This window comes from Lactobacillus helsingborgensis (genome assembly GCF_003173695.1).
Lineage (GTDB): Bacteria > Bacillota > Bacilli > Lactobacillales > Lactobacillaceae > Lactobacillus > Lactobacillus helsingborgensis.
The window spans coordinates 360079-384159 of the sequence record NZ_CP029544.1 but is presented as its reverse complement, the minus strand read 5'-3'; the positions used below and the strand labels follow the sequence as shown (position 1 = coordinate 384159).

General features: G+C 37.2%; 20 protein-coding genes. 2 read left to right on the top strand and 18 right to left on the bottom strand.

Translation table 11 applies throughout. The annotated features are described in order from the left end of the window. Positions 1–66 precede the first annotated feature (66 nt). The 18 genes from DLD54_RS01810 to DLD54_RS01725 all read right to left on the bottom strand — a co-directional run bounded on the left by DLD54_RS01810 (position 67) and on the right by DLD54_RS01725 (position 21000). A complete protein-coding gene (locus DLD54_RS01810) occupies positions 67–1077 on the bottom strand; it encodes a zinc ribbon domain-containing protein (protein ID WP_109918042.1) in 1011 nt (336 codons plus the stop codon). Positions 1078–1172: 95 nt separating this feature from the next. Beyond that, the gene (locus DLD54_RS01805; protein ID WP_109918041.1) at positions 1173–2732 is read right to left on the bottom strand and encodes an ATP-binding cassette domain-containing protein; all 1560 of its coding nucleotides are present in this window, start codon (positions 2730–2732) and stop codon (positions 1173–1175) included. 317 nt (positions 2733–3049) lie between these two features. Beyond that, on the bottom strand, positions 3050–6082 hold the full coding sequence (locus DLD54_RS01800) for an MMPL family transporter (RefSeq protein ID WP_109918040.1): 3033 nt from the start codon (positions 6080–6082) through the stop codon (positions 3050–3052). After that, positions 6075–6662 carry a TetR/AcrR family transcriptional regulator gene (locus DLD54_RS01795; RefSeq protein ID WP_046326743.1) on the bottom strand — a complete coding sequence of 196 codons (588 nt, stop codon included), beginning with the start codon at positions 6660–6662 and terminating at the stop codon, positions 6075–6077. Before DLD54_RS01795 ends, DLD54_RS01800 begins: the two co-directional genes overlap by 8 nt. A 161-nt stretch (positions 6663–6823) precedes the next feature. Beyond that, the gene (locus DLD54_RS01790) at positions 6824–7747 is read right to left on the bottom strand and encodes a serine hydrolase (protein ID WP_109918039.1); all 924 of its coding nucleotides are present in this window, start codon (positions 7745–7747) and stop codon (positions 6824–6826) included. 14 nt (positions 7748–7761) lie between these two features. Continuing rightward, complete coding sequence (locus DLD54_RS01785) at positions 7762–8679, bottom strand: magnesium transporter CorA family protein (protein WP_046326741.1); 918 nt, start codon at positions 8677–8679, stop codon at positions 7762–7764. A 136-nt stretch (positions 8680–8815) separates the two neighbouring features. Further along, complete coding sequence (locus DLD54_RS01780) at positions 8816–10120, bottom strand: extracellular solute-binding protein (protein WP_109918038.1); 1305 nt, start codon at positions 10118–10120, stop codon at positions 8816–8818. Positions 10121–10396: 276 nt separating this feature from the next. After that, on the bottom strand, positions 10397–11701 hold the full coding sequence (locus DLD54_RS01775; protein ID WP_109918037.1) for an extracellular solute-binding protein: 1305 nt from the start codon (positions 11699–11701) through the stop codon (positions 10397–10399). A gap of 47 nt (positions 11702–11748) precedes the next feature. Beyond that, complete coding sequence (locus DLD54_RS01770) at positions 11749–13044, bottom strand: MBL fold metallo-hydrolase (RefSeq protein WP_109918036.1); 1296 nt, start codon at positions 13042–13044, stop codon at positions 11749–11751. Beyond that, complete coding sequence (locus DLD54_RS01765; RefSeq protein ID WP_046326738.1) at positions 13028–13852, bottom strand: carbohydrate ABC transporter permease; 825 nt, start codon at positions 13850–13852, stop codon at positions 13028–13030. Before DLD54_RS01765 ends, DLD54_RS01770 begins: the two co-directional genes overlap by 17 nt. Beyond that, the gene (locus tag DLD54_RS01760) at positions 13853–14719 is read right to left on the bottom strand and encodes a carbohydrate ABC transporter permease (RefSeq protein ID WP_038521305.1); all 867 of its coding nucleotides are present in this window, start codon (positions 14717–14719) and stop codon (positions 13853–13855) included. Next, positions 14719–15804, bottom strand: coding sequence for an ABC transporter ATP-binding protein (locus DLD54_RS01755; RefSeq protein WP_038521302.1), 1086 nt, complete (start codon positions 15802–15804; stop codon positions 14719–14721). The genes DLD54_RS01760 and DLD54_RS01755 overlap by 1 nt, the downstream gene beginning before the upstream one ends. A gap of 321 nt (positions 15805–16125) precedes the next feature. Beyond that, on the bottom strand, positions 16126–17001 hold the full coding sequence (locus DLD54_RS01750) for a DNA/RNA non-specific endonuclease (protein WP_109918035.1): 876 nt from the start codon (positions 16999–17001) through the stop codon (positions 16126–16128). Between the two features lie 140 nt (positions 17002–17141). Then, complete coding sequence (locus DLD54_RS01745; protein WP_109918034.1) at positions 17142–18095, bottom strand: exonuclease domain-containing protein; 954 nt, start codon at positions 18093–18095, stop codon at positions 17142–17144. Between the two features lie 10 nt (positions 18096–18105). Beyond that, positions 18106–18927 (bottom strand): SIR2 family NAD-dependent protein deacylase, encoded by an 822-nt coding sequence (locus DLD54_RS01740; protein WP_109918033.1) that lies wholly within the window; start codon positions 18925–18927, stop codon positions 18106–18108. A 13-nt stretch (positions 18928–18940) separates the two neighbouring features. Continuing rightward, complete coding sequence (locus DLD54_RS01735; protein ID WP_109918032.1) at positions 18941–19576, bottom strand: DUF421 domain-containing protein; 636 nt, start codon at positions 19574–19576, stop codon at positions 18941–18943. Positions 19577–19588: 12 nt separating this feature from the next. After that, positions 19589–20038, bottom strand: a complete 450-nt coding sequence (locus DLD54_RS01730; RefSeq protein WP_109918031.1) for a DUF3290 domain-containing protein — start codon at positions 20036–20038, stop codon at positions 19589–19591. Between the two features lie 218 nt (positions 20039–20256). Then, positions 20257–21000 (bottom strand): PAS domain-containing protein, encoded by a 744-nt coding sequence (locus DLD54_RS01725; RefSeq protein ID WP_109918030.1) that lies wholly within the window; start codon positions 20998–21000, stop codon positions 20257–20259. Between the two features lie 161 nt (positions 21001–21161). Here DLD54_RS01725 and DLD54_RS01720 point away from each other — a divergent pair, with 161 nt between their 5' ends. After that, the gene (locus DLD54_RS01720; RefSeq protein WP_109918029.1) at positions 21162–22076 is read left to right on the top strand and encodes a proline-specific peptidase family protein; all 915 of its coding nucleotides are present in this window, start codon (positions 21162–21164) and stop codon (positions 22074–22076) included. Between the two features lie 444 nt (positions 22077–22520). After that, positions 22521–23768 (top strand): glycosyltransferase family 2 protein, encoded by a 1248-nt coding sequence (locus tag DLD54_RS01715; RefSeq protein WP_109918028.1) that lies wholly within the window; start codon positions 22521–22523, stop codon positions 23766–23768. The last annotated feature ends 313 nt before the right edge of the window (positions 23769–24081 follow it).

Here is a 24081-nt window from a genome sequence, read left to right as displayed (position 1 = left end):
TAAGAAGACAAATTAAAAAAGCTGATAGACGCTAGTTTATCAGCTTTTTATTTGATTAAATTTATTTTAACGGTGGCGCATGATGTTATAGCCGGTTAGTCCCGTCGTCATCACGCTGGCTAAAATCAAAAAATACGTTGATGCTCCTATTGAAACAGCATATAAAAGCAATTGGCTAGTAATGCTATGCAAAATACCCCGATTAGACAATGAACTGTTTGACATTCTAAAAATAAGGTAAATTAGAAAAATACTTTCAATTAAAGACAATGAAAAAGCGATTATTCTGCTCTTTTTAGTATCTTTCATTGTATGGTAAATAATAAACAGCGGAATCAAAACGATGACTAGCCAGATTACACAAAGCACTACTCCAGATAGTAATGTGGCATTTGAAGAAAAGAGTCTGCCGGCTAATCTGAAAGTTACCCGCGTAATTGACATTTTTTGACTGTAAGTCACGTCTAAAACAGACGCACCTGATCCAGTAAATAAAACTATTAAGTTTATTATTGCGAGCAAAACTACTAACAGCTGTACATAAGAAAAGTGCTTTTTCACTGGGGCATTTTCCTTATTTTTAATACTTTTCTGGGCTAGCCTGCTCTTTGATCTCACCTTTTCTTTTGATTCAGCTACGTCATTAAACATATTGGATCCGAGCTGATTTATTTTTTGTGTTAAGCGTTCATCTACGGTGTAGCGGTCAATCTTTTCCTGACGGCTGCACACAAAATAGAGCCAAACTAATAAAGCAAAAAAGCAAATCCAACCAAAACTGCGAGAAAAACTCATCAGGATTAACAATGCAATTCCCAGCAGAAATACGATCATACTGTTCACATGAATCCACTTTAGCATTCGTGCAATAACAGAGTTTTGCTTTGCTGGATAAAATTCTTGCCGGTATAATTTGCGACTAGCAATTTTTTTGCCGGTCTTTTCATCTTCAAAAACAGCCTTTTGGTGTTGATCTGTGAAAAAAGTCTCACGATATTTTTGTAAGTCAAAATGACAATTTGGGCATTTAACATCCTCATCAGTGATGGGACGACCACAGTTTGGACAAGTAGTCATAAGAAGCTTCCTTTAATCAATAATTGTTAATAGGTTAATCATAAAACAAAAATAGCGATAAGGAAAATTCTTTATCACTATTTTAATACAGTCTTTTACTGTAATTCTTGAATTTTTGCTTTAACTTGCTTTATTTCAGAAATTGAAGCTTTCGAATCAAGCATTAATTGATCGAGCTTAAACTTGAGTAGTTCTAACTCATTATTATTCCTTTTCTGCTGCTTCACTTTTTGCGCCTGCGAAGTGAGCAGCAGACCATTCTTAATTTGCCATCTTTCAACTTTAAGCTGTTTGATAAATGCTTGATCGTGTGACACAAGTATCATAGCAAACGGATAAACTCTCACAAATTCCGCCAGTGCATTAATAGAGGCAATATCTAAAAAGTTTGTGGGTTCATCAAGCAGCAATAAATTATATTGACCGGTAATTATTTTTGCTAAATTGAAACACACAAGCTGGCCACCACTAAGATAACTTATTTTATGGTCTCCATATTGGCGCAAATGCAAATCGCCCAAGACCTGCATAGTCGAACTATCATCGAATATGCTGGTGGCAAAAAGAGAATCAAATAACGTTTTATCCGTTTGGCTTGTAACTATGTTTTGGTTAAAATAACCTATTTTTAATTGCGGATTATAAAAACCATGCAGTTTCCTATCCTTAACTTGTTCCAGAAAAACAGTTTTGCCAACACCGTTTTGCCCAGTTAAAACTATTTTTGAACCATAAGCAAGATTTGCTTCCTGCGTAATGTTAAACAACTTCTGCCCATATGCATTAAGCGGTTGTTTCTCCAGCCGTAATGCCTTGCTTTTCGAAGAAATAGACAGGTCAGTTATCCCATTGTTGCCATTTTTCAAGGTAATCGCATGATGAACTGGTGGCCTTTTTAGCTCTCCTTTTTCCTTATTGATGCGGTTAGCAAGACTTTTACTGGCTCTGATAACATTATTTGCTGTTTTTTGTTTTCCTAGCGACTTTGACCGCCAGTCAGATGAAGAAAGTCCCTTTTTGTTACGAGAAAAAGTTCTGGCCTTATTAAAATGCTGATTATAACTTCTCTTTAACTGCTCAAGGTGCTTTTCCTTTTGCTCATAAATCGTTTCTGCTCGTTTTTGTTCATCTTGTCTAAAGCTGCGAAATTCTTCATAAGTCCCAGAGAAATTGTGCACTTCTTGATCTTGAATATACCAGATTGAATTACAGACGCTATCCAAAAAGTTCTGGTCATGACTGACAATTAAACAGGCAATTTTGCTTTTATTTATTAACTTTATTAACCATTGTTGCTGCGTAATATCCAAATTAGATGTGGGTTCGTCCAAAAACAGCAAGCCGTTAGGCATATTTTTTAATTTGGCAATGGCCCTACTGAGAGCTAATTTCTCTCTTTGCCCGCCACTCTTATCACCAGCATCAAGCAATTGCGGAACATAAGCAAAATTACAATTGTTAATAACTGCACCTTTAATGGTAAATAAATCTGTAAATTTTTCTTGAGCAAGAATCTTCATTAAAGTGGTTTTACCGGCACCATTATTACCAACCAAACCAATTTTTTGTCTAGAATTGATGCTCAAATTTGAGACAGTCAGCAGTTTAGAAGCTGCCACGTCAATTTGTAAATAATCTATTTTAATTAATTCCACTATAATACCTCAATGTATATGCGTAATTAGTAAAGTAAGCCGCAATTATAAGCTGCTGAAATTACTCTACCTGATAAATAAGATCGCTCTACGTTGAGTTAAAAATTAAAAAGTGGTGATTGATTTAAAACTACAACTAGAGCTTATTGATTATTTACTTGTCTTGACATGCCAGTATTCCTTACCTTCTACTTAAAATTTAATTAAAAACAGTATACTATAACTAATTAACATTTGTAAATGGATTAAAAAATTGTTTTGAATAAAAAAAGCTGAAATCCTCTAACTGAGAATTTCAACCTTTTAATTAATTTCGCTTAATTTTTAACACGTTTATTCTTGCGCCAATGAACACCTTCATAAGTTAACTTGACTGCAGCTGACAAGGTAATCGGCATAATAAATACTAATATTATCAAACCAATAATCACTGCCAAAGCAACTTCAATCAAGGTCGGAATTCCTGATGGAATTAATGCGGCAAATGTACCACCTAAGATAATGGCTGCTGAAACCACCACAGTTCCAATAATACCGCATGCTTTAAGCATTCTTTGACTTGGCTTGCCGTTTTCAAGTTCACGGTAGCGTGTCATCAAGAAGATACTGTAATCAACACCTAAAGCAATTAACATGATAAAGCCAAAGAACGGTGTGTTCCAAGTTAGCATGCTTTTACCTAAAGTAGCCTTAACTACCCACTCTGTAATTGATAATGAGCAGAAGTAAGCAATCAGGAGTGTACCTAAAATGTAGACAGGCTGTAAAAGTGAACGAGTTACAAAAATTAAGGCAATGCCAATTCCAATTAGCATTATGGCCGCAGTTCTAATAAAGTCCCTGTTGGCAATATCCTTAATGTCAGCAATGTTAGAACTTTCGCCGCCCATTGCTACTGTCGCATTCTTAAGACGAGTACCTGCAAAAGATTTTTTAGCCATTAAGCTCAGATCTTGCGCCTTTTTGGTTGCTTTAAGACTACTTGGATTTGACTTAAAGACAATCATCAGCATAGCTGACTTTTTGTCAGGGCTCAAATAGTTCTTAATCGAAGTTTGGAAAGTATCGTTTTTGATAAATTCTTGTGGAATATAGAAAGTATCTGCGGCAGAAGAACTTGCTAAGCCATTAAGGTAAGCAGCACCTTGTCCTAAGCCACTATTAACTTCATCCACACCATTAGTCAGTTTTGGCGTATTAGCTGCTAACTGACCGGCACCTGAATTAAGTTGGCCAACACTGGAATTTAATTGACCGATGCCTGAACTTAATTGACCAGTGCTGGAGTTAACTTGGCCAATACCAGAGCTTAATTGACCAGCACTAGAATTAAGTTGACCAATGCCGCTGTTCAAAGTCGAGGCACCATTATTCAATTGGCCCGAAGCAGTGGCTAATCTGCCGACACCAGATTGAAGCTGACCCATTTGTCCAGATACGTTAGGCATTGATGCGGAAGCTTCTGCCCAGGATTTTTCTAAAGCAGCACCTGCAGCTTGCATTGCAGCCATCTTTTGCTGCTGGGTTAAGCCAGGGATACTATTAATGCTCTTAGATAAGTTAGCTTTATAGCTCTTTTCTAAAGCAGCCTTGGTATTCTTCTGCGCATTCGCAATACCAGCACTGCCACTTGCAAGTTGAGAGTTTAATTGATTTAAACCACTTGTCATTTGTTGTGTGCCATTTTGCAGACGACTGGCGCCGCCCTGCAGTTGACCTGTGCCATTTTGCAAACGGCCCGCACCATTTTGCAATTTGCTTGTACCGCTTTGCAACTTACTTGCGCCATCTTGGAGTTGGCTAGTGCCGTTTTGCAGTTGGCTTGTACCATCTGCCAACTTATTTGCGCCAGCAGACAATTGTTTACTTGCTTTGCTTAATTTACCTAAACCGGCACGTGCTTGATCAACACCTTGGTTAACAGTATTAAGCTGGTTCTTAACGTAAAGCTGATCAATGCTTTCACCATAAGGTTGAGTAACAGAAGTGACGAAAGCCACATCTTTAGAAGCTTGCAATTGTCTAGTCAATTGATCAATAAGACGCAAATCTGCTTCATTATCAAGTTTATGATTACTCTTAATGTAGAGTGTTGACGGTTCGGCCATTCCCTTTGAAAAATGGTCTTCAACAATCAGCATCCCAGCCTTAGCAGTTTCATTATTATCTATTTCGTCGGTATCATCATAGTTCAAATGACCAGTGTACATTAAGCCAAAAGGAATAACGACCACAGCCAGTACAATTAAATAGATAATTGGGTGAGCAAGAGTACCTTTTGAAATACCGTGCCACAGTTTATCTTCGTGTTCACCAGTAAATTTCTTTACCGGCCAGAACATTTTTTCACCTAAAACAGCCATGAAGAATGGGTTAAGTGTCAGTAATACAATTAGTAAAACAGCGACACCTACCGCAACACCAACGGCTGATTGGTAAATGGAGAAGTTGGCTAAACTGAGAGCTGAAAAACCAATTAAGATGGAAGAACCAGAATAAAGGATAGTTTTTCCAGCAACCTTTAAGGCACTGTTCATCGCTTCGTAGCGATTCATCCCTTTACCCAGATCCTCTTTAAATTTGTCATATAACAGGATGTTATAGTCTGTACCAATTCCGAACAACACAATAATCATAAAGACTTGTGTAAAGTTGGAAAACGGGAAGTTCTGGTATTTAACTAAGTTAGTAACAATCGCAAATGATGTAATAAAGGAAACACCAACAGTTAGTAATGAAATTAACGGCACGATCGGCGACTTGAAGACGATTACTAACACAATGAAAATAAAGACTACTGTAATTACTTCAGTTTTCTTAATTCCTTCTTGAATTGCATTTGAAAAGGCATTTTGCAAAACATCCGCACCAGTAACATACGTTCTGATACCAGCTGTTTTAACTGCTTTAGTTAGCTGCGCTTCAACATCATTAATAGGTCCGTGCTTTTTAGCAACATTTAACTGCATTATCCATGTGGTATTATCCTTTGATTGCAGTTTTTTCTTAGTCGCAATATTGTCGTCAGGACCTAAGACCATTTTAATACCATAATGATCTTGATTATCTTTCAGCTTAGCAATAGTTTCATTAATGGCATCCTTATCATCAGATGTCAGTTTGCCTTTTTCTTTATTAAAAACTACCGCAACCTGATAAGTATTTTTTTGTTTGGGACCCCAATCATTTTGAATTGACTTTGCAACTTCACTTTGAACGTCAGACGGTAAGGAAATATTTGAGTGCTCACGGGTTAACCCTGTAACGTCTGGCAAAGCCACAACAGAAATGATTAAAATTAAAATCCATGCAATTAACGAGAAAATATGATTTTTTACTAGTTTATGCACTCCGATTTTCCTTTCTATTTTTTTGCAATAATTTATTAGGCTGAACTAGTTGAATAATTAATTCATGATAACCCTGATCAGCCTCATCACTAGTTTCTTCTGTAAAAGATTCAGATACATCTAAAAAAACGTATCCCAATACTGCTCCAATTAAGGAATGGAGCGAAACCGTGCTGTCACTTCTCAAATTTAGTTTGTCAGCCAAAGCTATTATCTTTAAAATTTCTTGGGTAATAGCATCGTCTTTTTTGTATTCATTCAAATGATAGAGAATACTAATTAATGCGGGATCGTCCAGAATGAAGTCACGGACAATATCTGCAAACTTGAGTAAAGCTTCTTCACCTGAAATTCCGATCAGATTATCAACTAATTTTTTACCTAAAATTTTAATTCTGCTTGCACCTACAAGCGACAACAGTTGCTTTCGACCTGAAACATAATGATAAAGCGACTGTGAACGAACGCCTAACTCTTTAGCTAGGTTCGGCAGAGTGGTCGCGGAAAGTCCCTTTCGTCCAATCAGCTCCGTCGCCTTCGCAATCACCTTATCCAAATCAAGGTTTCTTTTTCTAACCAATTTCACCCCTCCTTTTGACAGCATACAGAATAATATATCACTACAATGTGAAGAATACAATCTACAAGCTGTAAATTATTTTATATTATTAAAAAAGCCCTAAAACTCAATTCTGATTAGGGCCAAATTTTTAAGATTTGGTAAAGCACTATTTAAAAACGTTATTTAAAGAAGCTGTTAACTGCTTTTCCCAGTTTAACAAAGTCTTGGTCATTATTACTCCAAACGCTGACACAGTAGGCATTACCATTAGATTGTACCAGAGCTACATTGGCCTTACTATCGCCAATAGCATAGATTAAGCCTTTAGTATTACGAATAATCTTAGGCTTGGTTCTGCTTGAATTCAGAGCGCCCAATACCTGATTAGAATACTGTCTGCTTAATATTTGATCATGATAAAGACTGACCATAATCTTGTTTAAATCGTTAGCAGTAGTCAAAGCTGCTGCTTTAGCGGCAAACTTATTTTTAATGACAGTATCTTTAACACCGATTTTCTTAATAATAGCATTAACTTTAGCTGGTTTAAGCGTCCGCAAGAGTGCATTAGCAGCTGTTTGATTGCCTTGCAGCATTAGTTGCTTTAGGTAGGACGCATTGTATGCTATCCCCTTTTGCAGCAATTTTTCCTTTTTAGCGCGATCACTCTTTTTAATTTTTATCGTCTTGTTGTTAATTGATTTGCCATGCTGCTCTTGGTATGTGAGTGCAATCAATAAAAATAAACGACTGACAGAATTTACACTATGACGTTGACTGGTATTAGCAACGCGGGCAAATTTATTATTATTCAGATCCTGAACACATACCTGATAGCTATGATCTTTTCCCATTACCTGCTCAATTTTCTGTGCCCATTTTTTCTCACTGCCTGCTGCTACTTTAATGTGATTAGGGTACTCAACAGTGGCAACTTTTGGCTCACTGGGATCTTTTTTACCTTTTTTATTCTTTACTACTTGTTCCTGCTTTGGTCCTGCAATCTTTAATTTGGTATTTTCAACCCGCTTAAGATTAACGGAATAAAGCATAAAAGCAAGAAGCGCTGTAATTAATGAACCTAGCAAAACTTTATTTTTCATGTATTCGCCTCAGCTTAAAAGAAATGATGTCGTTTCATTAAAACAATCAACCAACCCATTAGAAAGACTGTCACCACTATGATCGCAATCCAGTCAGAAGAACTATGACCAACCGGCAAGCTCACATTCATACCATAAAAGCCGGTCAAGATCGTTGGAATTGTTAAAACCAAAGACCAAACGGTTAGGAACTTCATAGTATCATTCAAATTATTGTTCATCATGTTGTTAGAAGTTGCAGACAAAGTTTGCGTAACCTGTTGCGAAATTTTTACCATTTCTGCTGCCTGATTTGATTCAATCAGTACATCATCTAGACGTTCACGCCCAGGCTTAGTAAAATCCAATTCAGACATTTTTAAGCTGTGCAGCATCATTAAATTAGTTTGAATTGAGCTGGAAAGATACACCAAGCTTTTTTCAATATTTGACAATTCAACCAAATCTTTATTATTAATATCGCCAGATAATTTTTGATCTAAACTGTTGCGCTCAGCGTCAAGCTGCGTAACCGCACGTTGAAAATACTGTGATAAGTACAACAAAAATTTCATTAGCAATTCAGTCACGTCCTGAGCCAAGGATAAATCCCGTCTTGAAGTATTATCATTGAATTCATCAAACACGTAACTGGTTGATTCTGTGTGAAACGTAAAAATATTTTGACCAGATACTAAAAAAGTAACTGGATGTGCCGTAAAGTGCTTAATTGTCTTAGTGGGCCAAATCGGCACATCATAAACTAGTAAGTGAATATGAGTGTGCGTATCGTAATCATAGTGCGGCCTTTCATGTCTATCAGAAATATAAGAAATCATATCTGGAGTGAAATGGAAATCTATTTGCAGTCGGTTGCTGTCTTCTTCACTCAAATTACTGATGTCATACCATTTATAATTGGTTTCCACCGGAAACTTTTGCTCTCTAATCACTTTTTCACCCCTGGCCGTTATATTTAGCCGGTGTTGTGCCAGCTTTTTTATGCCAATATTATCTTACCATTCAAGTGAAAAACGACAAATAAAAAAACAGGCATCAACCTGTTTTTTTTAATCTTATAGCGCTTTGTTATTGTTGCCATGCCGCATTAAATTTATTTTTACCAGTTGTGATTGCTTTTTCAACATTCCGGTTCTTTTGTGCAGCCGATAAAATAGATTGCATTATCGGTGTCAATTGACTAAATGTAGCACTAGAATCCTTAATCACAGGAACACTGTATAGTGAATTGGCATTAAGAATATCTTCCAACTTAGCAGGCAGCTTAAAGTCTTTGTTTGACTTATAAGTATCTGACTTAGTTGCTTCTTCATTAACTGGAATATATCCCGTTTCTTTAGCCCACTTAATTTGGCTTTCTTTACTAGAAAGGTATTTCATAAATTTGAAGGCAGCTGCCTTTTGCATCGCACTCGCATGACTAAACATGTAAATATCGGTACCCTGTGACATAGTGTATTTACTTGGGCGGGCAGCAACTTCATAATTGAAACCCTTTTTAGCTGCTTGCTTGATCCATGTTTCTGTTGATGAAGAAGTCACAAACATAGCCAGCTTCTCATTTGTAAATGGAATATACAAGTATTTATCAGAGCCTGGCATTCTAAAGTAGCCCGCTTTTTCACCAGCTATAAAGTAATTGAGTAACTTTCTTGACTTGGTTCCCGTAAAATTGATTTTGCTGGAGAAGTCTTCACCTTGGTTTTTCATACCCAAAACATAGTAGTTGTCCAAGTCATCGAAGCCGGCACCTACTACCTTGTGATTACTCTTTTCGTAAATAGTTTGAGCTGCAGCCTTGACCTCACTCATAGTTGTAGGTACTTTTGTAACGCCATAGCGCTTAAGCATTTTCGGGTTATAAATTAAAACCTCAATCGACTTATTAAAAGGAATACCGTATTGCGTGCCTTTAATTTGGGCTCCGTTCAACATATCGGTTTTAATGCCTGATGCTTCTATACTGCCCCAACCAACATCTTTGTTATTGATGTATGGTTTAAGGTCGACCAGCATCTTATTTTTAGCTGCACTTTCAAGCCAGCCAGGATATGCTTGGGTGATTGTCGGTAAATTTTTAGGTGATTGCAAAGTTGATGTAATTTTAGATTGCAGGTTATCATAATCACCTTGCTGCTCAAGTTTAATCTTAATCTTAGGATTTTTATTTTCAAAATCTTGAGCCAAACTTTTTAGCGTTTTTTCCTGAGAGCCCTGCATTCCATGCCAAAAGACAACAGTAGTTTTTTGAGTAACTTTTGGTATTTTAGAGCTTGAGGATGATGAACTATTGTTATTGTTAGAACAAGCAGCAGTTCCAATTAACGCCAAGCTCGCGACTGCAAATGCCGCCAGCTTTTTACTAAAATTCATGATATATTTTTTCCTCCAGAATATTTTCAATTGCCCAGTAGTGATTACTTGAGCATTTAACTCTCACTTATTGTATAGCAAACAATACCAGAATACAATAAATCCAATTGAAAAAATTCGCTTTTTTTTGGCTATTTAAACTTATTTTGATTTAAAGTTCGATACGTAGCGAACAATTAATCGTTCGCCGCTATTTTGTTCTTTTTTAACCAATAAGCTAAAAAAAGAACCTGTCATTTAATGACAGGTTCGGTAATAAAAATTGCTATTTAGTTTTTATTGTTTCCAAGCGGCATCGAATTTTGCTTTACCACTTTTAATAGCGTTATCAACATTTTGCCCTTTTTGTGCTGCAGCAAAAATATTTTGCATAACTGGGTTTAAGTTACCATAAGCAGCACCAGCATTTTTAATAATTGGTACGCTGTAAAGATTTGCCATTGCGTCTTCAAGTTTAGCTGGCAATTTCAGCTTCTTGCTGTCCTTGTATTCAGCTGAATCAGCAGCAGCTTGACTAACTGGAATGTAACCAGTAGCATTAGCCCATTCAAGTTGACTCGCCTTTGAAGTTAGGAACTTGATGTAAGTAAATGCAGCTGACTTTTGATCTGCTGAGGCATGTTTAAACATATAAATGTCTGTACCTTGAGACATAGTGTATTTGCCTGGGCGAGGTGCAACATCATAAGTAAATTTGTTGCCGACTCCTTGTTTAACAAAGCCTTCACCAGCAGAAGTCCCGATGTACATTGCCACCTTTTGGTTAGCAAATGGACCAGAGAGGTAATGCTCTGAACCAGCTACTCTGAAGTAACCAGCCTTGATACCATCTGCGTAGAAATTAATAACTTTCTTAGAAGTGTCGCCGGTAAAATCAATTTTACTTGAGAAGTCGACGCCTTCATTCTTCATACCTAAAGTATAGTAATTTGACAAAGAGTCAAAACCGGCACCGACTACCTTATGGTTACTCTTTTTATAGATGATTTGTGAATCTTTTTTCAGCTCATCCATAGTTGCCGGAGCCTTCTTAATGCCGTATTTCTTAAGCAAATCTGCATTGTAAGTCAAAACTTCAATTGATTTATTAAAAGGAATACCGTATTGTTTGCCCTCAATCTTCGCACCATCCAGAAGTGCAGACTTGATATCAGACGCCTTGCTGCTGCCCCAACCAACTTCTTTATTATTAATATAAGGTGTTAGGTCAACGAGCATATTTTTCTTAGCTGCATTAAAGAGCCAGTCAGGATATGCTTGGGTAATAGTAGGCAGGTTATTAGGTGATTGCAGGGTCGAATTAATTTTGGCTTGCAAGTCATTATATGCACCCTGGTTTTCCAACTTAACTTTAATTTTAGGATTTTTACTTTCAAATTCCTGTGTCAATTTCTTTAAAGTTGATTGTTGCACACCAGTCATACCATGCCAAAAGACAATGTTAGTTGTCTTTTTAACTTTAGCAATCTTACCTGAACTTGAAGATGATGAAGAATTATTTCCACCATTGGAACAAGCTGCAGTACCAACAAGAGCTAAGCCAATTGCAAACGCAACGGCTAACTTTTTACGAAACTTCATTTGGTTAAACCTCCCAAATATAAACTAAACAACATTTTTTTGATTAATCAAAGCGTAATTGTTTGGTTGCGCTTTGGTAAAATCCTTTTACCATAAGGGTTCTCCACCAGCTCCGGATGCAATGTGTGCACTGGAATAAGTGTTGGTGGTTGAACCAAATCAATAATTTGTGCCAGTTCTTTTTCGTCGGCGTGACCAGAACAACGCAACGTCTGAACCTCAATCTCTTGATCAGCCAATTTTTGCATAAAAGGTTGATAGGCTGGATCAAAATCACCTAAGGGCTCCGCATTAGAATGAATATAAAGCCCTCCTTTTTGCAACTGATCAAAATCTGCAACGGCTTGCCAGAGGAATTCGTGATCATCATTTAGCAGTTCTTCATAATGAACCGCTAATTCTGGTTTCAGATCAGCGAATTTTTGCTCCCCTGGCAAGTAATAATACGGAAAGTCCTTATTTAAACTCTCCTTGAGCAAATGGGCCCTGGCAGCATGTAAAACAACGCGGCGTGGCGAGTCAGAAATGATGCGCAGCAACCGTTCAACATTGGTAGGGTATGTATTGAAGGTGATTTGCCGCTTGGGATTGTCATTTTGCAATTGGATAAATTGAGCAGTTAGCTCGGCCTCATTTTTAGGACCGGTAAATTCTTCGCTATTTTCTTCATGCTTTTCTTCCGGCCAGGAAAACCCAGTTGCCTCAGTAATCAAAACATCACATTCTTTTGCAACTGTTAAAAATTTTTTGACCCAATCAGGGTGATAACCATGCAAGCGAATGTCACCAGTATATGCAATTGCTAAATCAGGTGTCTTGACAATAAGTCCAGTCGCACCATAGGCATCGTGGTCACTAGGCCAAACCGTCATTGTAATATCGCCCACTTCAATCGGCTTTTGGTACTGCGCTGCAATAATGGGACGGGTATAGTCAAGCCCATGATTAGCTGCCGGTAACAGAAAATCTCCCTTTTCATTTAAAGCCGGCAGCATCTTAGCGGTAAGCGGCCCAGCATACAAAGGTATTTCAGGTGCCAAAAAATTCATAGCCTTACTGTGATCAAGGTGAAGATGCGACATGTAAGCTGCCGCATGTGTCCACCGCTCGTGATCAAGTGTTTGCCCAGTTAATTCGGGATCATAAAAGTTGGGCACATCTCCAATCAACTGGTTATTAATTAAAGTCTGGTACTTTTCATCAGGCAGATTTAATTCCGGTCTGTAGACCTCACCCAAATCAAATAAAATATGCGATTTACGGTAAGCGACTTCGATCATCGGTCCACCAATGGTATTCAAGCCGTTATAAAAGGTAATGGTGGTCTTAGCCTTTGAGGTCATTACGCACTACCCCCTTAATAATCTGTTTTCTAAAGATTAAGTACAAGACCAAAATAGGCAAAACCGTAAGGGTTGCAGCGGCTAATTGCAGCTGCGTTTCACTACCGGCATCAGATGCAAAGGCTGACAAGCCGTTATTAAGCAGCCTCATAGTATCTTCATTCGTTACAAGCAAAGGCCAAAGGAAAGAATTCCATCCAGAGATGAAACTTAAAAGACCGACAGTAAATAAACCACCTTTTGACATCGGGACTAAAATTTTCCAGATATAATCCCAATCGCTTGCTCCATCAATCATAGCGGCTTTATAAATCGTATCTGAGATTGAACCAAAGTAACTTTGCAAGTAATACATGTAGAAAATAGAAGTCAAGAACGGTAAGACCAAACCCACATAAGTGTTCAATAAACCCATGTGCGCGATCGTATTATAGTTAGTAAAGATGATTGCTTCTCCTGGAACCATCAATAGTGACAAAAGCACCAATTGAATTAAGCCTTTGCCCTTAAAGCGCAGGTTAACCATCGCAAACGCACCTAATAAAGAATTAAACAAACTAACAATCGTAGTGACGCTAGCAGTTAAGACCGTATTGAAGAAGTAACGACCAAATGGTGCCCGCGCAAAAACTGTAGCGTAGTTGGACCACTCAAAGTGATGTGGAATTAATGTAGGAGGAATTGAAGTAGTTTCCTGAAAACTCATCAAACCGCCCAAAATCATATAAATAAAGGGAAAAACGGTAATGATGGCAAAGATAAATAAAATAATGTAACTGAATAAAACTCCTAAGCGAATTCGTTTCATTTAATTTTCTCCTACCTTCTTCATCATTTTTCGCTGCAAAAATGTAGCAAACAGAATTATCAGGAACAAGATCACTGTCGCCGCCATTGCAACTCCAGGGGTGCCGACAATTTGGAACTTATTGTAAATATAGAAGACGGCGGTTGTCCCTGAATTTCCGACTCCGGCTTGCCCGTTAAAGAGCGCATAAACAGATGTATAAATTTTAAATGCCCCTATCACATTCATGGTAAGTAGAAATGCAATTGTAGGAACTAGTTCGGGCATGGTAATGCGCCAAAACTTATCGCGGCCGCTGGCACCATACATATCGGCAATAGTGTAAAAGTTGGGATCAATATTACGTAGTGCCCCCATCAAAATAACTATGTTGAAAGCCAGTGACGACCAAATACCAAAGATAATAATAGTCGTCAAAGACATTGCTGGATCATCAATCCAGTCAGGAGCTGGCAGGTGCAGTGACCTGAGCAAAAAGTTCAGCATCCCGTAATCACCATTGAAGATATAACGAAAAACAATACCAATAGCAATCGTTGAAGTAACATAAGGCATGAAGAATGTGGTTTCAAAAAATGACTTGTGTTTTACCTTATCAAAAATAATCCAGGCCAGCATAATTGAGATTGCCAGTCCAACCGGCACTGAAATAACGGCATATAGAACGGTATTCTTGATAGCCAGCCAAAACTCGGGATCGTTAAAAATATACTGGTAGTTGCTAAAACCATTCCAATGTAAGTCAATTAAGGAACCACCCTGAAAGCTCATGCCAAATGCACGTAAAATAGGATAAATGCTAAACAGAGTGACGAAAATAATTGTTGGTGCTAAAAAAAGCCAAGCCTTTTTCTGATTTGTCTTCATTAGTAAACTCGCTCTCCTTCAGGGGTAAACAGGAATACCCTATTTAGCCGCATTTTCAGTTTTACTACATCACCATGTTTAATTGGAGCTTCTAAGTTGATTAGTGAACGCACTTGCTGATTATCAAATGTAAATTTTAAAATTCGTTCACGTCCAATTAATTCAATATCGTCCACTTTTGTTTCAAAAAGGCCATCAGGGTCGGGAACGATATTTTCTGGTCGTACAGATAAGACATACTCGCCGTCTGGGAGTTCACGCTTAAAACGTGACTGCTCCATATCGGCAAGATTTATCGTAAATTGGCTTGACTTTATTTCATTTGCTGTTTTAGTTACTTTAAAATTATCAATTACCGGATTGCCTACAAAATTGGCTACAAAATAATTATTAGGCTCCAAATAGAAGTTTTGACCCAAATCATCTTGTTGAATAATGCCATCATTGAACAAAATAATCTTATCACCAATAGACAACGCTTCTTCTTGATCGTGAGTGACAAAGAGGGTCGTGATCCCTACGGTTTTTACCAGTGAGCGTATTTCTTCACGAATTTTCAGACGCAATCTGGCATCCAAATTGCTTAATGGCTCATCCATCAGCAGAATTTGGGGTTCTTGTACTAAGGCGCGGGCAATTGCCACTCTTTGCTGCTGACCGCCGGATAGATTACCCGGCTTTTGGTCAGCCAGCTCAGTAATTTGAGTCAACTCCATATATTTAGTAGCAATTTCTTTAGCTTCAGCTTTAGACTTTTTATTAGCTCCCACAATTAACGGAAACATTACGTTTTGCAAAACAGTCATATGAGGATACAATGCGTAATTTTGAAAAACGTAGCCAATATGGCGATCTTTAGGCGCAACTTTTATAACTGACTTACCGTTAAATAAAATATCTCCCTCTGTAGGGTTCAAAAGGCCTGCCAGCATATTTAAAATGGTTGTTTTACCACACCCAGACGGTCCCAGCAAACAGACCAGATCTCCTTTTTTAACGGAAAAGCTGACATTTTTGATCGCCTCATGCCCATTGTCATAAACTTTCCGCAAATTTTTTACTTCAACAAACTTATTGTTATCCATTTAACTCGCACCACTATAATTTGTATTTTACTTTTTACTTCTTTAATTTTATGATAAAAGTTCTTAGAACACAACCTTATTTGCTCAATGAAAATTCGGAGTTCAGTTGTGATCAGCACCTTTTTGACCTAAATATTCGTATTACTTGTGTAAATCGCTAATTATTTTATCAAAATAGTATTTAATGTTCTCTTTTTCTCATATTACCATTAACAAAAAAGGCAGCTGTAAATCTTACCGTTGCCCCTTTTAATTCCTGTATATATTAATTACAATTTTATCCGAACATTTGCCTATTCGTTTTCATTTTTCTAGAACACATCAATTATAATTTTCTTCAACCAGCATCTCATGATCAACCTTAGCCCGCCCATTATTATAGTTAAAAGAGTAGCCCGGCTGAACGTTAAATAAGTAAACGTTAAAATCAAGTTCACCGTCAGTTGAAACTGCCTGCAAGTTAATTCCCCGTGCCATTAGTTCTTCACCCCGAAAAATAGGGGTGGCCTGATAAATCACTTTTTTATTCTGTCTCAAGGCTACACGAATACGACTCTCAAACATGGTTTGGATTCGCTGGTTCGAAAAAGCAGACTGGGTGAACAAATTTTTAGGATTATTTTGATCACCGGAAAGATTGTCAGGATTAAAATTACCCTCTTGATCAATACCGGCAGAAACAGAATAGGCTATCAAATGCCCGCGATTATAAATTTGGGTACCGTTACGCCGATTGTAGTGCCAACCTGTAGGCTCAACGAATTGCCGCACTCTAAGGCTATCATTTGCCACATTCCTTTTTTGTAAAAAAGCCGTGTTGGAATGTGAAGTGCGGTTTAGTCTGTCTAAATTCGCATAAATGACGCGGTTAACCCGCCAAGCATTTTTAATCAAAGTTGAGTGATCATTATTAACCGTAATATATGCAGAACTGCCGCTCTTAAAATCTAAATTAGCTAATTTTTGATAATCTTGACTTGATAAACCACCATAAACTTTAGCTGCCGGTTTTGCCTGCGTAATCTTATTATTTTTCTGATGGTCACTACAGGTAATTCTGTCAATTGTTTGGTGCCCATTCGGATCAGAGCCGCCTTTAGTTGAAATAAACCAGATTAAAAATAAAACCAGAATAACTATTGCCCAGAAGTCGCTGATATTGGCTTTATTGCTCCGTCTGCCTCGCCTGCGTGCCATTCAAATTGCTCCTTATTTAATAATAATTAAGTATAGCTAAACGAACTACTGTTTGCAACCGGAACAATAAAAAGGAAAATCTATTAACAAAATAAGTCCTAAAAGTAGGCAAACTTTCAGGACTCTTAACTTAGCTCTTTTTAACTCCTAGCCCATTCATCAAGCATATTTAAGAAATAGCTTTCAGACAGACGCTTAATTTTACTCCCAGCGCGATTAAATTCTTTCGCTTTGAGAGCTTCCGCATTGCTTTTACTAAAAAAGCCATCATCACTCATGATTAAATAATCAGTATCCGCTTTAACCCCAGTTTGCGCAATCCCGTTCATATTATTAACCATTTGTGCAGCTTCAGCAGCATCTATTTCTACTTCGGGAGCAAAAGCAATCTTCTTATTGTTAACCGGGTTACGAAAACCCAATTCCCAAGTTTCAAGTTCATCTTGTAATAAATCAAAGTTTTTTAGTTTGCCTTGTGCTTTTTCTAAAAGTTCGGGCGTAAAATGTTGGCGAAAATCATCATAAACTTTTTTAGTATCAAGAGAATCATCCAGACCATGATGCTGCTCTACTTGGGCAATACCCGCGCGTTGAATACAGTCAAGCAAGCGGTTATGCTGCTTGGGATAATAAACGCGAGCTAGACGCAAAACATCAACATAGTCATTATTCAGTTCAGGCAAATGAAACTTTTGCGTTAAATCATACAGGAAATTCAAGTCAAAATTGACATTGTAACCAATGATAATATCATCACCAATAAAACTGCGAAAAGACTTCATTACTTCTTTTACAGGCTTTCCTTCTTTAAGCAGCAGTTCTTCAGTAATACCGTTTAACTTAGTGATAAAACTGGGAACACGGTTTGAACGCGGATAAACTACCAACTGGCTAAATTCATCCACGACCTTATTGTTACGTACTTTAACTGCGCCCATTTCGGTCACATGATCGCGATATGGGTTTAAACCCGTGGTTTCAATATCAAGCATGGTATAGTCTGCAATAAAATCAGGCCATTCCTGCCCTTTGCCCCTTATTTTATCTTGAACGCCAGAAACATGCAGCACGCCATTTTTTACGTAAATACTCATTGAAAATCAGTTACTCCGTCACTAAATAATTAATTAAACTCGCTGTATTTCCATTCACGCCGGCACTACGCTCCTGAATTTCGGGCAGTAACGTTTCTTGCGGGAAATCTGCGGCAACGTACGACCACTGCGGGTATTCGGCAACCAAATGCTCAATTGGCTCACGCAATTGCGGACTGGTTTCATCAACACCCAGTTCTAAAAAGACCGTATTTTTGTCCTCATTGCCAGTCAAAAACCAACGGAAACGGGTATTGGCATCGGTATCTGGGTAAAAATGATCGTTTAAAGGCATGTGAATTTCCAGTGGCTGCCCGCAAACTTCACATTTGGGAACCAGATGTTCTAAAGCTGCACCTGACTTAGCTGCAACAAATTTTTGCATCACGTTGTAAGAGTCTTGCAGACCATGATTGACACCACTGGAACACTGCATCTTGGTCCAGTCCCCAAAAGCATTAAAGATACGATTTTCGTTAAAACCTGCAGTTTCGAAAAAATGACCAAAAGTTGAGGTAGCAATAAAATATTGCCGCTTACCAATTAACTGCTTTAATTGTTTTAATGTTTCACTGGGACGATACGCCAGAGAATATTTTTGAATAAGGCGCGACCATAACTGCCACTTTTCAGACCAGGAAGAAAGGTGCTGGTCAAGTGCATAGCCTACAGAGTGGACATCATATTTTTGCACAATATCTGGAAAAGCCCGCTCAAAATTTTCCTCACCTAAAAGGTCAAGCCCTTCCGCTTTAGCTAAACCATTACCAGCAACTACTATCACAGCTTCCGCATTTTGCACTAAGTTTTGCGCCTTATTCAAATTTTCCATTTATTTCCCTTTTCTATTTTTGCTTATAACCCGTGAAAGAAACTTGACCATTTTCAAATTCACCTAAAAAGATATCACTGGGATCATCATAACCAGCTTTTTTGAGCTGTTTATTCAGCCAATCTTCATCCTTATTAATAGATTCAAGCACATCTTGGTTAATTTGACCATCATTAATTAAAGGAAAACGGACATTATTTTCATCTTTTTTGATTACGGTTAGTTGACCATTCTTTTCAAAGATACAATTTTTCACTTGATCAACAGAATAGATGCCCTGACTGCGTAATTTAAACATTAATTCATTGGCCGAAAGTCCAGCAGATAAGCAATTACGCGGTAAAACCTGACCGTTTTTAACTATTTGAATTGGCTTACCATCAATCAAACTGCGAATAAAATTACTGTGTTCCCGGGCAAACTTCAAAATAAAGACCACTAATGTCCAAACAATCAAAACCAGCAGAAACTGTAAAACGGAAATATTAGCGTTATAGATAACACCACCAATGATGCCACCAAGAACATAGTTCTGCAGTTGGTCCAAAGCAGTTGTAGGAGCAATGTTACTTTTGCCAAAAACATTGATTTGAAAAATTAAAGTTAACACACCTAAAACAAATTTAATAAAAAGCTGCGTATAGTTCATTATTGCTTCCTCCTAATTCTTGACATCGACTTTGTGATTGATCACGTGTGCCTGCTTTAATGTATATGAATTATTGTCATCATTTAATTCCAACTGGTAATCAATGTCTTTTGAATCTACTCTGACAATTAAGCCATCTTGCAACGTGGTAGAATTGACCATCACATCAGAGACCGGGACCTTATTATCTTTAGCCACTGATTTGATAAAGGGGCCAATTTGTTCAGACTGCGATTTTACTACATTAGTTTGTACATATTTTTCATATTGCGTTCCCATAAATAATAATAAAAATAATAGCGCAATAATCCCTAAATCACGGTAACGGGTATCAAATCTGTGTCTGAGATAAAGTACGGTGAAAGCAATCATGGTCAAAGCCGCGACTGCAATCAAAACATATAGAATAGTTTTACTGGTATTTTGATTTTGCTCAATATATTTAAGTGTGTAAAAAGTCATAACATAATTACCTCTATTAAAATAATTCAACCTATTTTTTATAATTAATCCGCTTATAAAAGCTGCTATTAATCGTTTTATATCTACCAAATATAGTTAAGAATAGCTATTTTCCTCCTTCTAGGCTCTAACTGTGTTTATAAGCCTACCTATTATCAGTATAACAAAAAAGTAGTTAGAACCAGTCTAACTACCACTTGCAAATATTTAATTTATTTTTAGTTATGAGAAGCTCCTGTTGCAGTGTCCGGCTCAACTACCTTGGCTTCTTCTGCAGTTGCTGCAGCCTTAGTTGAAGCTTTCGTCTGAGCATCAGGAGCGGAATTTCTCCTATATGTAGCTCCTGTTGTAGCGTCTGGATCAACTACCAGCTTTTGTCCCGTCGTTTCACAGAAGTATTTTACTAACGGATAAAGGTCCTGTACCCATTCATAAATACCGGCATAATTGCCTTCATCATCTTCAACACGCTTATAATAATGCAAAACCAATTGCTTAAGGTTGCCAGTTGGGACCGGCATGTAAACCGTGTCGTGTCCGCCTTCTTTGGTCCGCAAAGCATGGACAACTTTTTTAGCTTCCGGAATGACATCACGTACATCGGGATGAACCTCACCCATCGTATTTCCTACTTGTGCCGGTACCCTTTTAGCCTTCATTTTGACATTAGGATCAACCGGACGGTTGTACCACAGGAATTGGTTATTATCGTCAACAAAAGTTAGCTCACCGATTGTATTGCGCAGCATCCAGTTAATTTGGTTAACCGTTAACAGACCGCTATCAAGCTTGACATAATCGTCGCCCGTAGCAGCATGTGTTTTTTCTGCCGCCTTATCAAGCCAATCTGGATCGTTCTTAATCAGATCCGCCACAGTATAACGGCTTTTGCCTTGAGCATCAAAGTCTTCCTTTAAATATTGATCTTTGTCCATATCTTTTAACCATTTGGGTTCAGCCATTTTCATTCTCCTTAATTTTTAGCTAAAGTAATAATTTCATTGTAACACGTAAGCGCTTAGCGAAATTTGCTATTTTAAAACATTTTTCATTTTTGATTTGTTTTTCTTTCCATTGTAATGAGCTAAAATAGAGTCTAACTGATAATAAAAAGGAGAAAAATATGAAAACAGGGACAAAAATTATTACGCTTGATAACGGCTATCATCTATGGACAAATACCCAAGGTAAAGGAGATATTCATTTACTAGCTCTGCACGGTGGACCTGGAGGCAACCATGAATACTGGGAGGACACCGCGGCACAACTGCAAAGGCAAGGCTTAAACGTTCAAGTAACAATGTATGATCAACTGGGTTCTCTTTATTCCGACCAGCCAGATTACTCAGATCCAGCCATTGCCAGCAAATATTTAACCTACGACTATTTCTTAGATGAAGTTGATGAAGTCAGAGAGAAATTGGGGTTAGATAATTTTTACCTGATTGGACAAAGTTGGGGCGGACTTTTGGTACAAGAATATGCCGTTAAATATGGGCAACACTTAAAAGGTGCAATTATTTCTTCAATGGTCGATGATATTGACGACTATGTCAAGGCCGTTAATCGCAGGCGCCAAGAGGTTTTACCCCAAACCGAAATTGATTTTATGCATGAATGTGAACAGAATAATGACTATGGCAATGCCCGTTACCAGGAAGACGTTAACATTCTAAACATAAACTTTGTTGATCGGAAACAGCCGTCTAAGTTGTATCACCTAAAAGATATTGGTGGTTCCGCTGTTTACCAAGCCTTCCAAGGTGACAACGAATTTGTTATCACCGGTAAATTAAAAGACTGGCATTTTAGGAATCAGCTCAAAAATATTAAAGTGCCTACACTATTAACCTTTGGTGAAAATGAAACAATGCCAATCGCTACGGCACAGATTATGCAAAAGGAAATTCCTAATTCCCGTTTAGTTACGACTCCTAATGGTGGTCACCACCACATGGTTGATAATCCGGACGTTTATTACAAACATTTAGCTGATTTCATTAGTCAGGTAGAAAACGGCACTTTTAAAGGCGAATAATAATATTTTTCAGGCAAAAAATTTCAGACAAGCAGATAGCTGCTTGTTTTTTTATTTGTTTTTTCACTCGTTAAAATTACAGCAAGGGTAAAAATTATAGTTTGAACAGACAACCCGAATCCTAACTACTTATAAATAGTAAGTGCAAAAAATAACAGCTTCCCTAAAATATTTCCCTTATTAAAATAACACTAAAATAATTTTTATATTTTTATAATTAATCAAAATAAATGAATAAGAATAATAATCAGATGACAAGTATTTTTATCTTTTAAAGTCTTAAATTTACCACTATTAAAGCAATCTTTATAAGTGTATTTGTATTGTGATATAAATATTTTACTAATAATTAAGAGATTATATATTTAACGTCTATACCAATTAATGTTATTATAAACATGAAATATATTTAGAATTATGGAAAAATAATCGGAGACCCTTAAATTGAAATTATTTATAGACATCGTATTAATTTTGGGTGGCTGTTCATTCGTTTTTGACTTGTTCTGGATGCTCTATTTGACATTTAGTGATAATGTCAAGCAGGACCCGTACGGCGAACGCAGTCGCAATTTTAAAACCCTGTTCTTATTGATACCGGCAATGAATGAATATCAAGCTTTACGCAAAAATATCCCCAAATTAATTGATTTACAAAAGCAGTGCGAGGATTTTATCAAACTTAAACTCGTCTTTATTGACGATGATTCAAATGACGGCACATCTTCCTTATTACAAAAATATGCTTATCATCCTGATATCATAGTCATTCATCGCATCAAACCTAACGCACAACTGGGAAAAGGTCCGGCGCTACAGGATGCTGCTAATCACATTTTTAAAATGAATTATTCAATAGACGAGACAATTATCGGGGTAGTAGACGCCGATAGTCATCCTAGTAAAAAATACTTGCAACAGGTAGTACATGCTTTTGATCATTCAAATTATGATTTAGTGCAAACAAGAGTGAACATTTACAATCTCAACCATAATATTGCGGTAATGCAGAATTTTGAATTTTCCATTTATAATTCCCTTTTACAAATGGCCAGGACAAACTGGGGTTCATCCTTAGCTTCTGGGAACGGACAGTTTATGACCTTAAAAATGGCTAAAGACGTGGGTTGGTCATCTTCCTTGCTAGAAGATTGTGAATTTTCCTTAAAGGGATTACTAAAAGGCTATCACGGTACCTTTCTCAACACTGTCAGCATCGCGCAGCAAGGTGTTATTCATTATAAAAAATTAATACGCCAAAGAACACGTTGGTGCCAAGGTGGCTTTCAATGTCTCAATAATTATGGTATTCGCATCGTACGTTCAAATTCTGTGCCGACTATGGTCAAGACTTTTGTAATGTTTTTCCTATTAATCCCTGTATTTTCAATCATTATCACACCAGCAGCAGCGATTTCTTTAATAGCATTGTTAATCTACGCCAGAACTAATCCGTGGCTTAGTATATCAATTATTGTGGGTTTGCTGTTAGTACAGTATTTGTCAAACAGTCTATTAATCATCAAGCAATGGCGCGAAGCCCAATTTGATGCACCAATATCATTTTCTATCTTAATAAAAATAATCTTTCTGCTTGATATATACAGATGGTCTCTAGCTATCGTGCCCTACAAGGCATTGGGACGATTAATAGTTGGCAATAACTCTTGGTCAAAAACTTCTCATAACTAAAATCACAGAAATTGTAATTAATTACTATTTTAAAAATTTTTACATTCAAAAAGACTAATAAATTTGTGCAGTAATAAGCAATTTATTAGTCTTTTATTCTCTGCTAGATATGAAATTATCGCATTAATCCCAATTAAATGTACTACTGTTTTCTTCTGAATTGTAGCCAGCCGTCTTACTGAAGTAGCAATTAGGTTTAACCTCACAGTTATTATTATGAATCATAGTCTTTTATACATCTGTCATCTTAAACAAATCACCTGCATATATAAAAATTTCACAGTTTTCCACTTTGCCTCTAAATTGTTTTTTT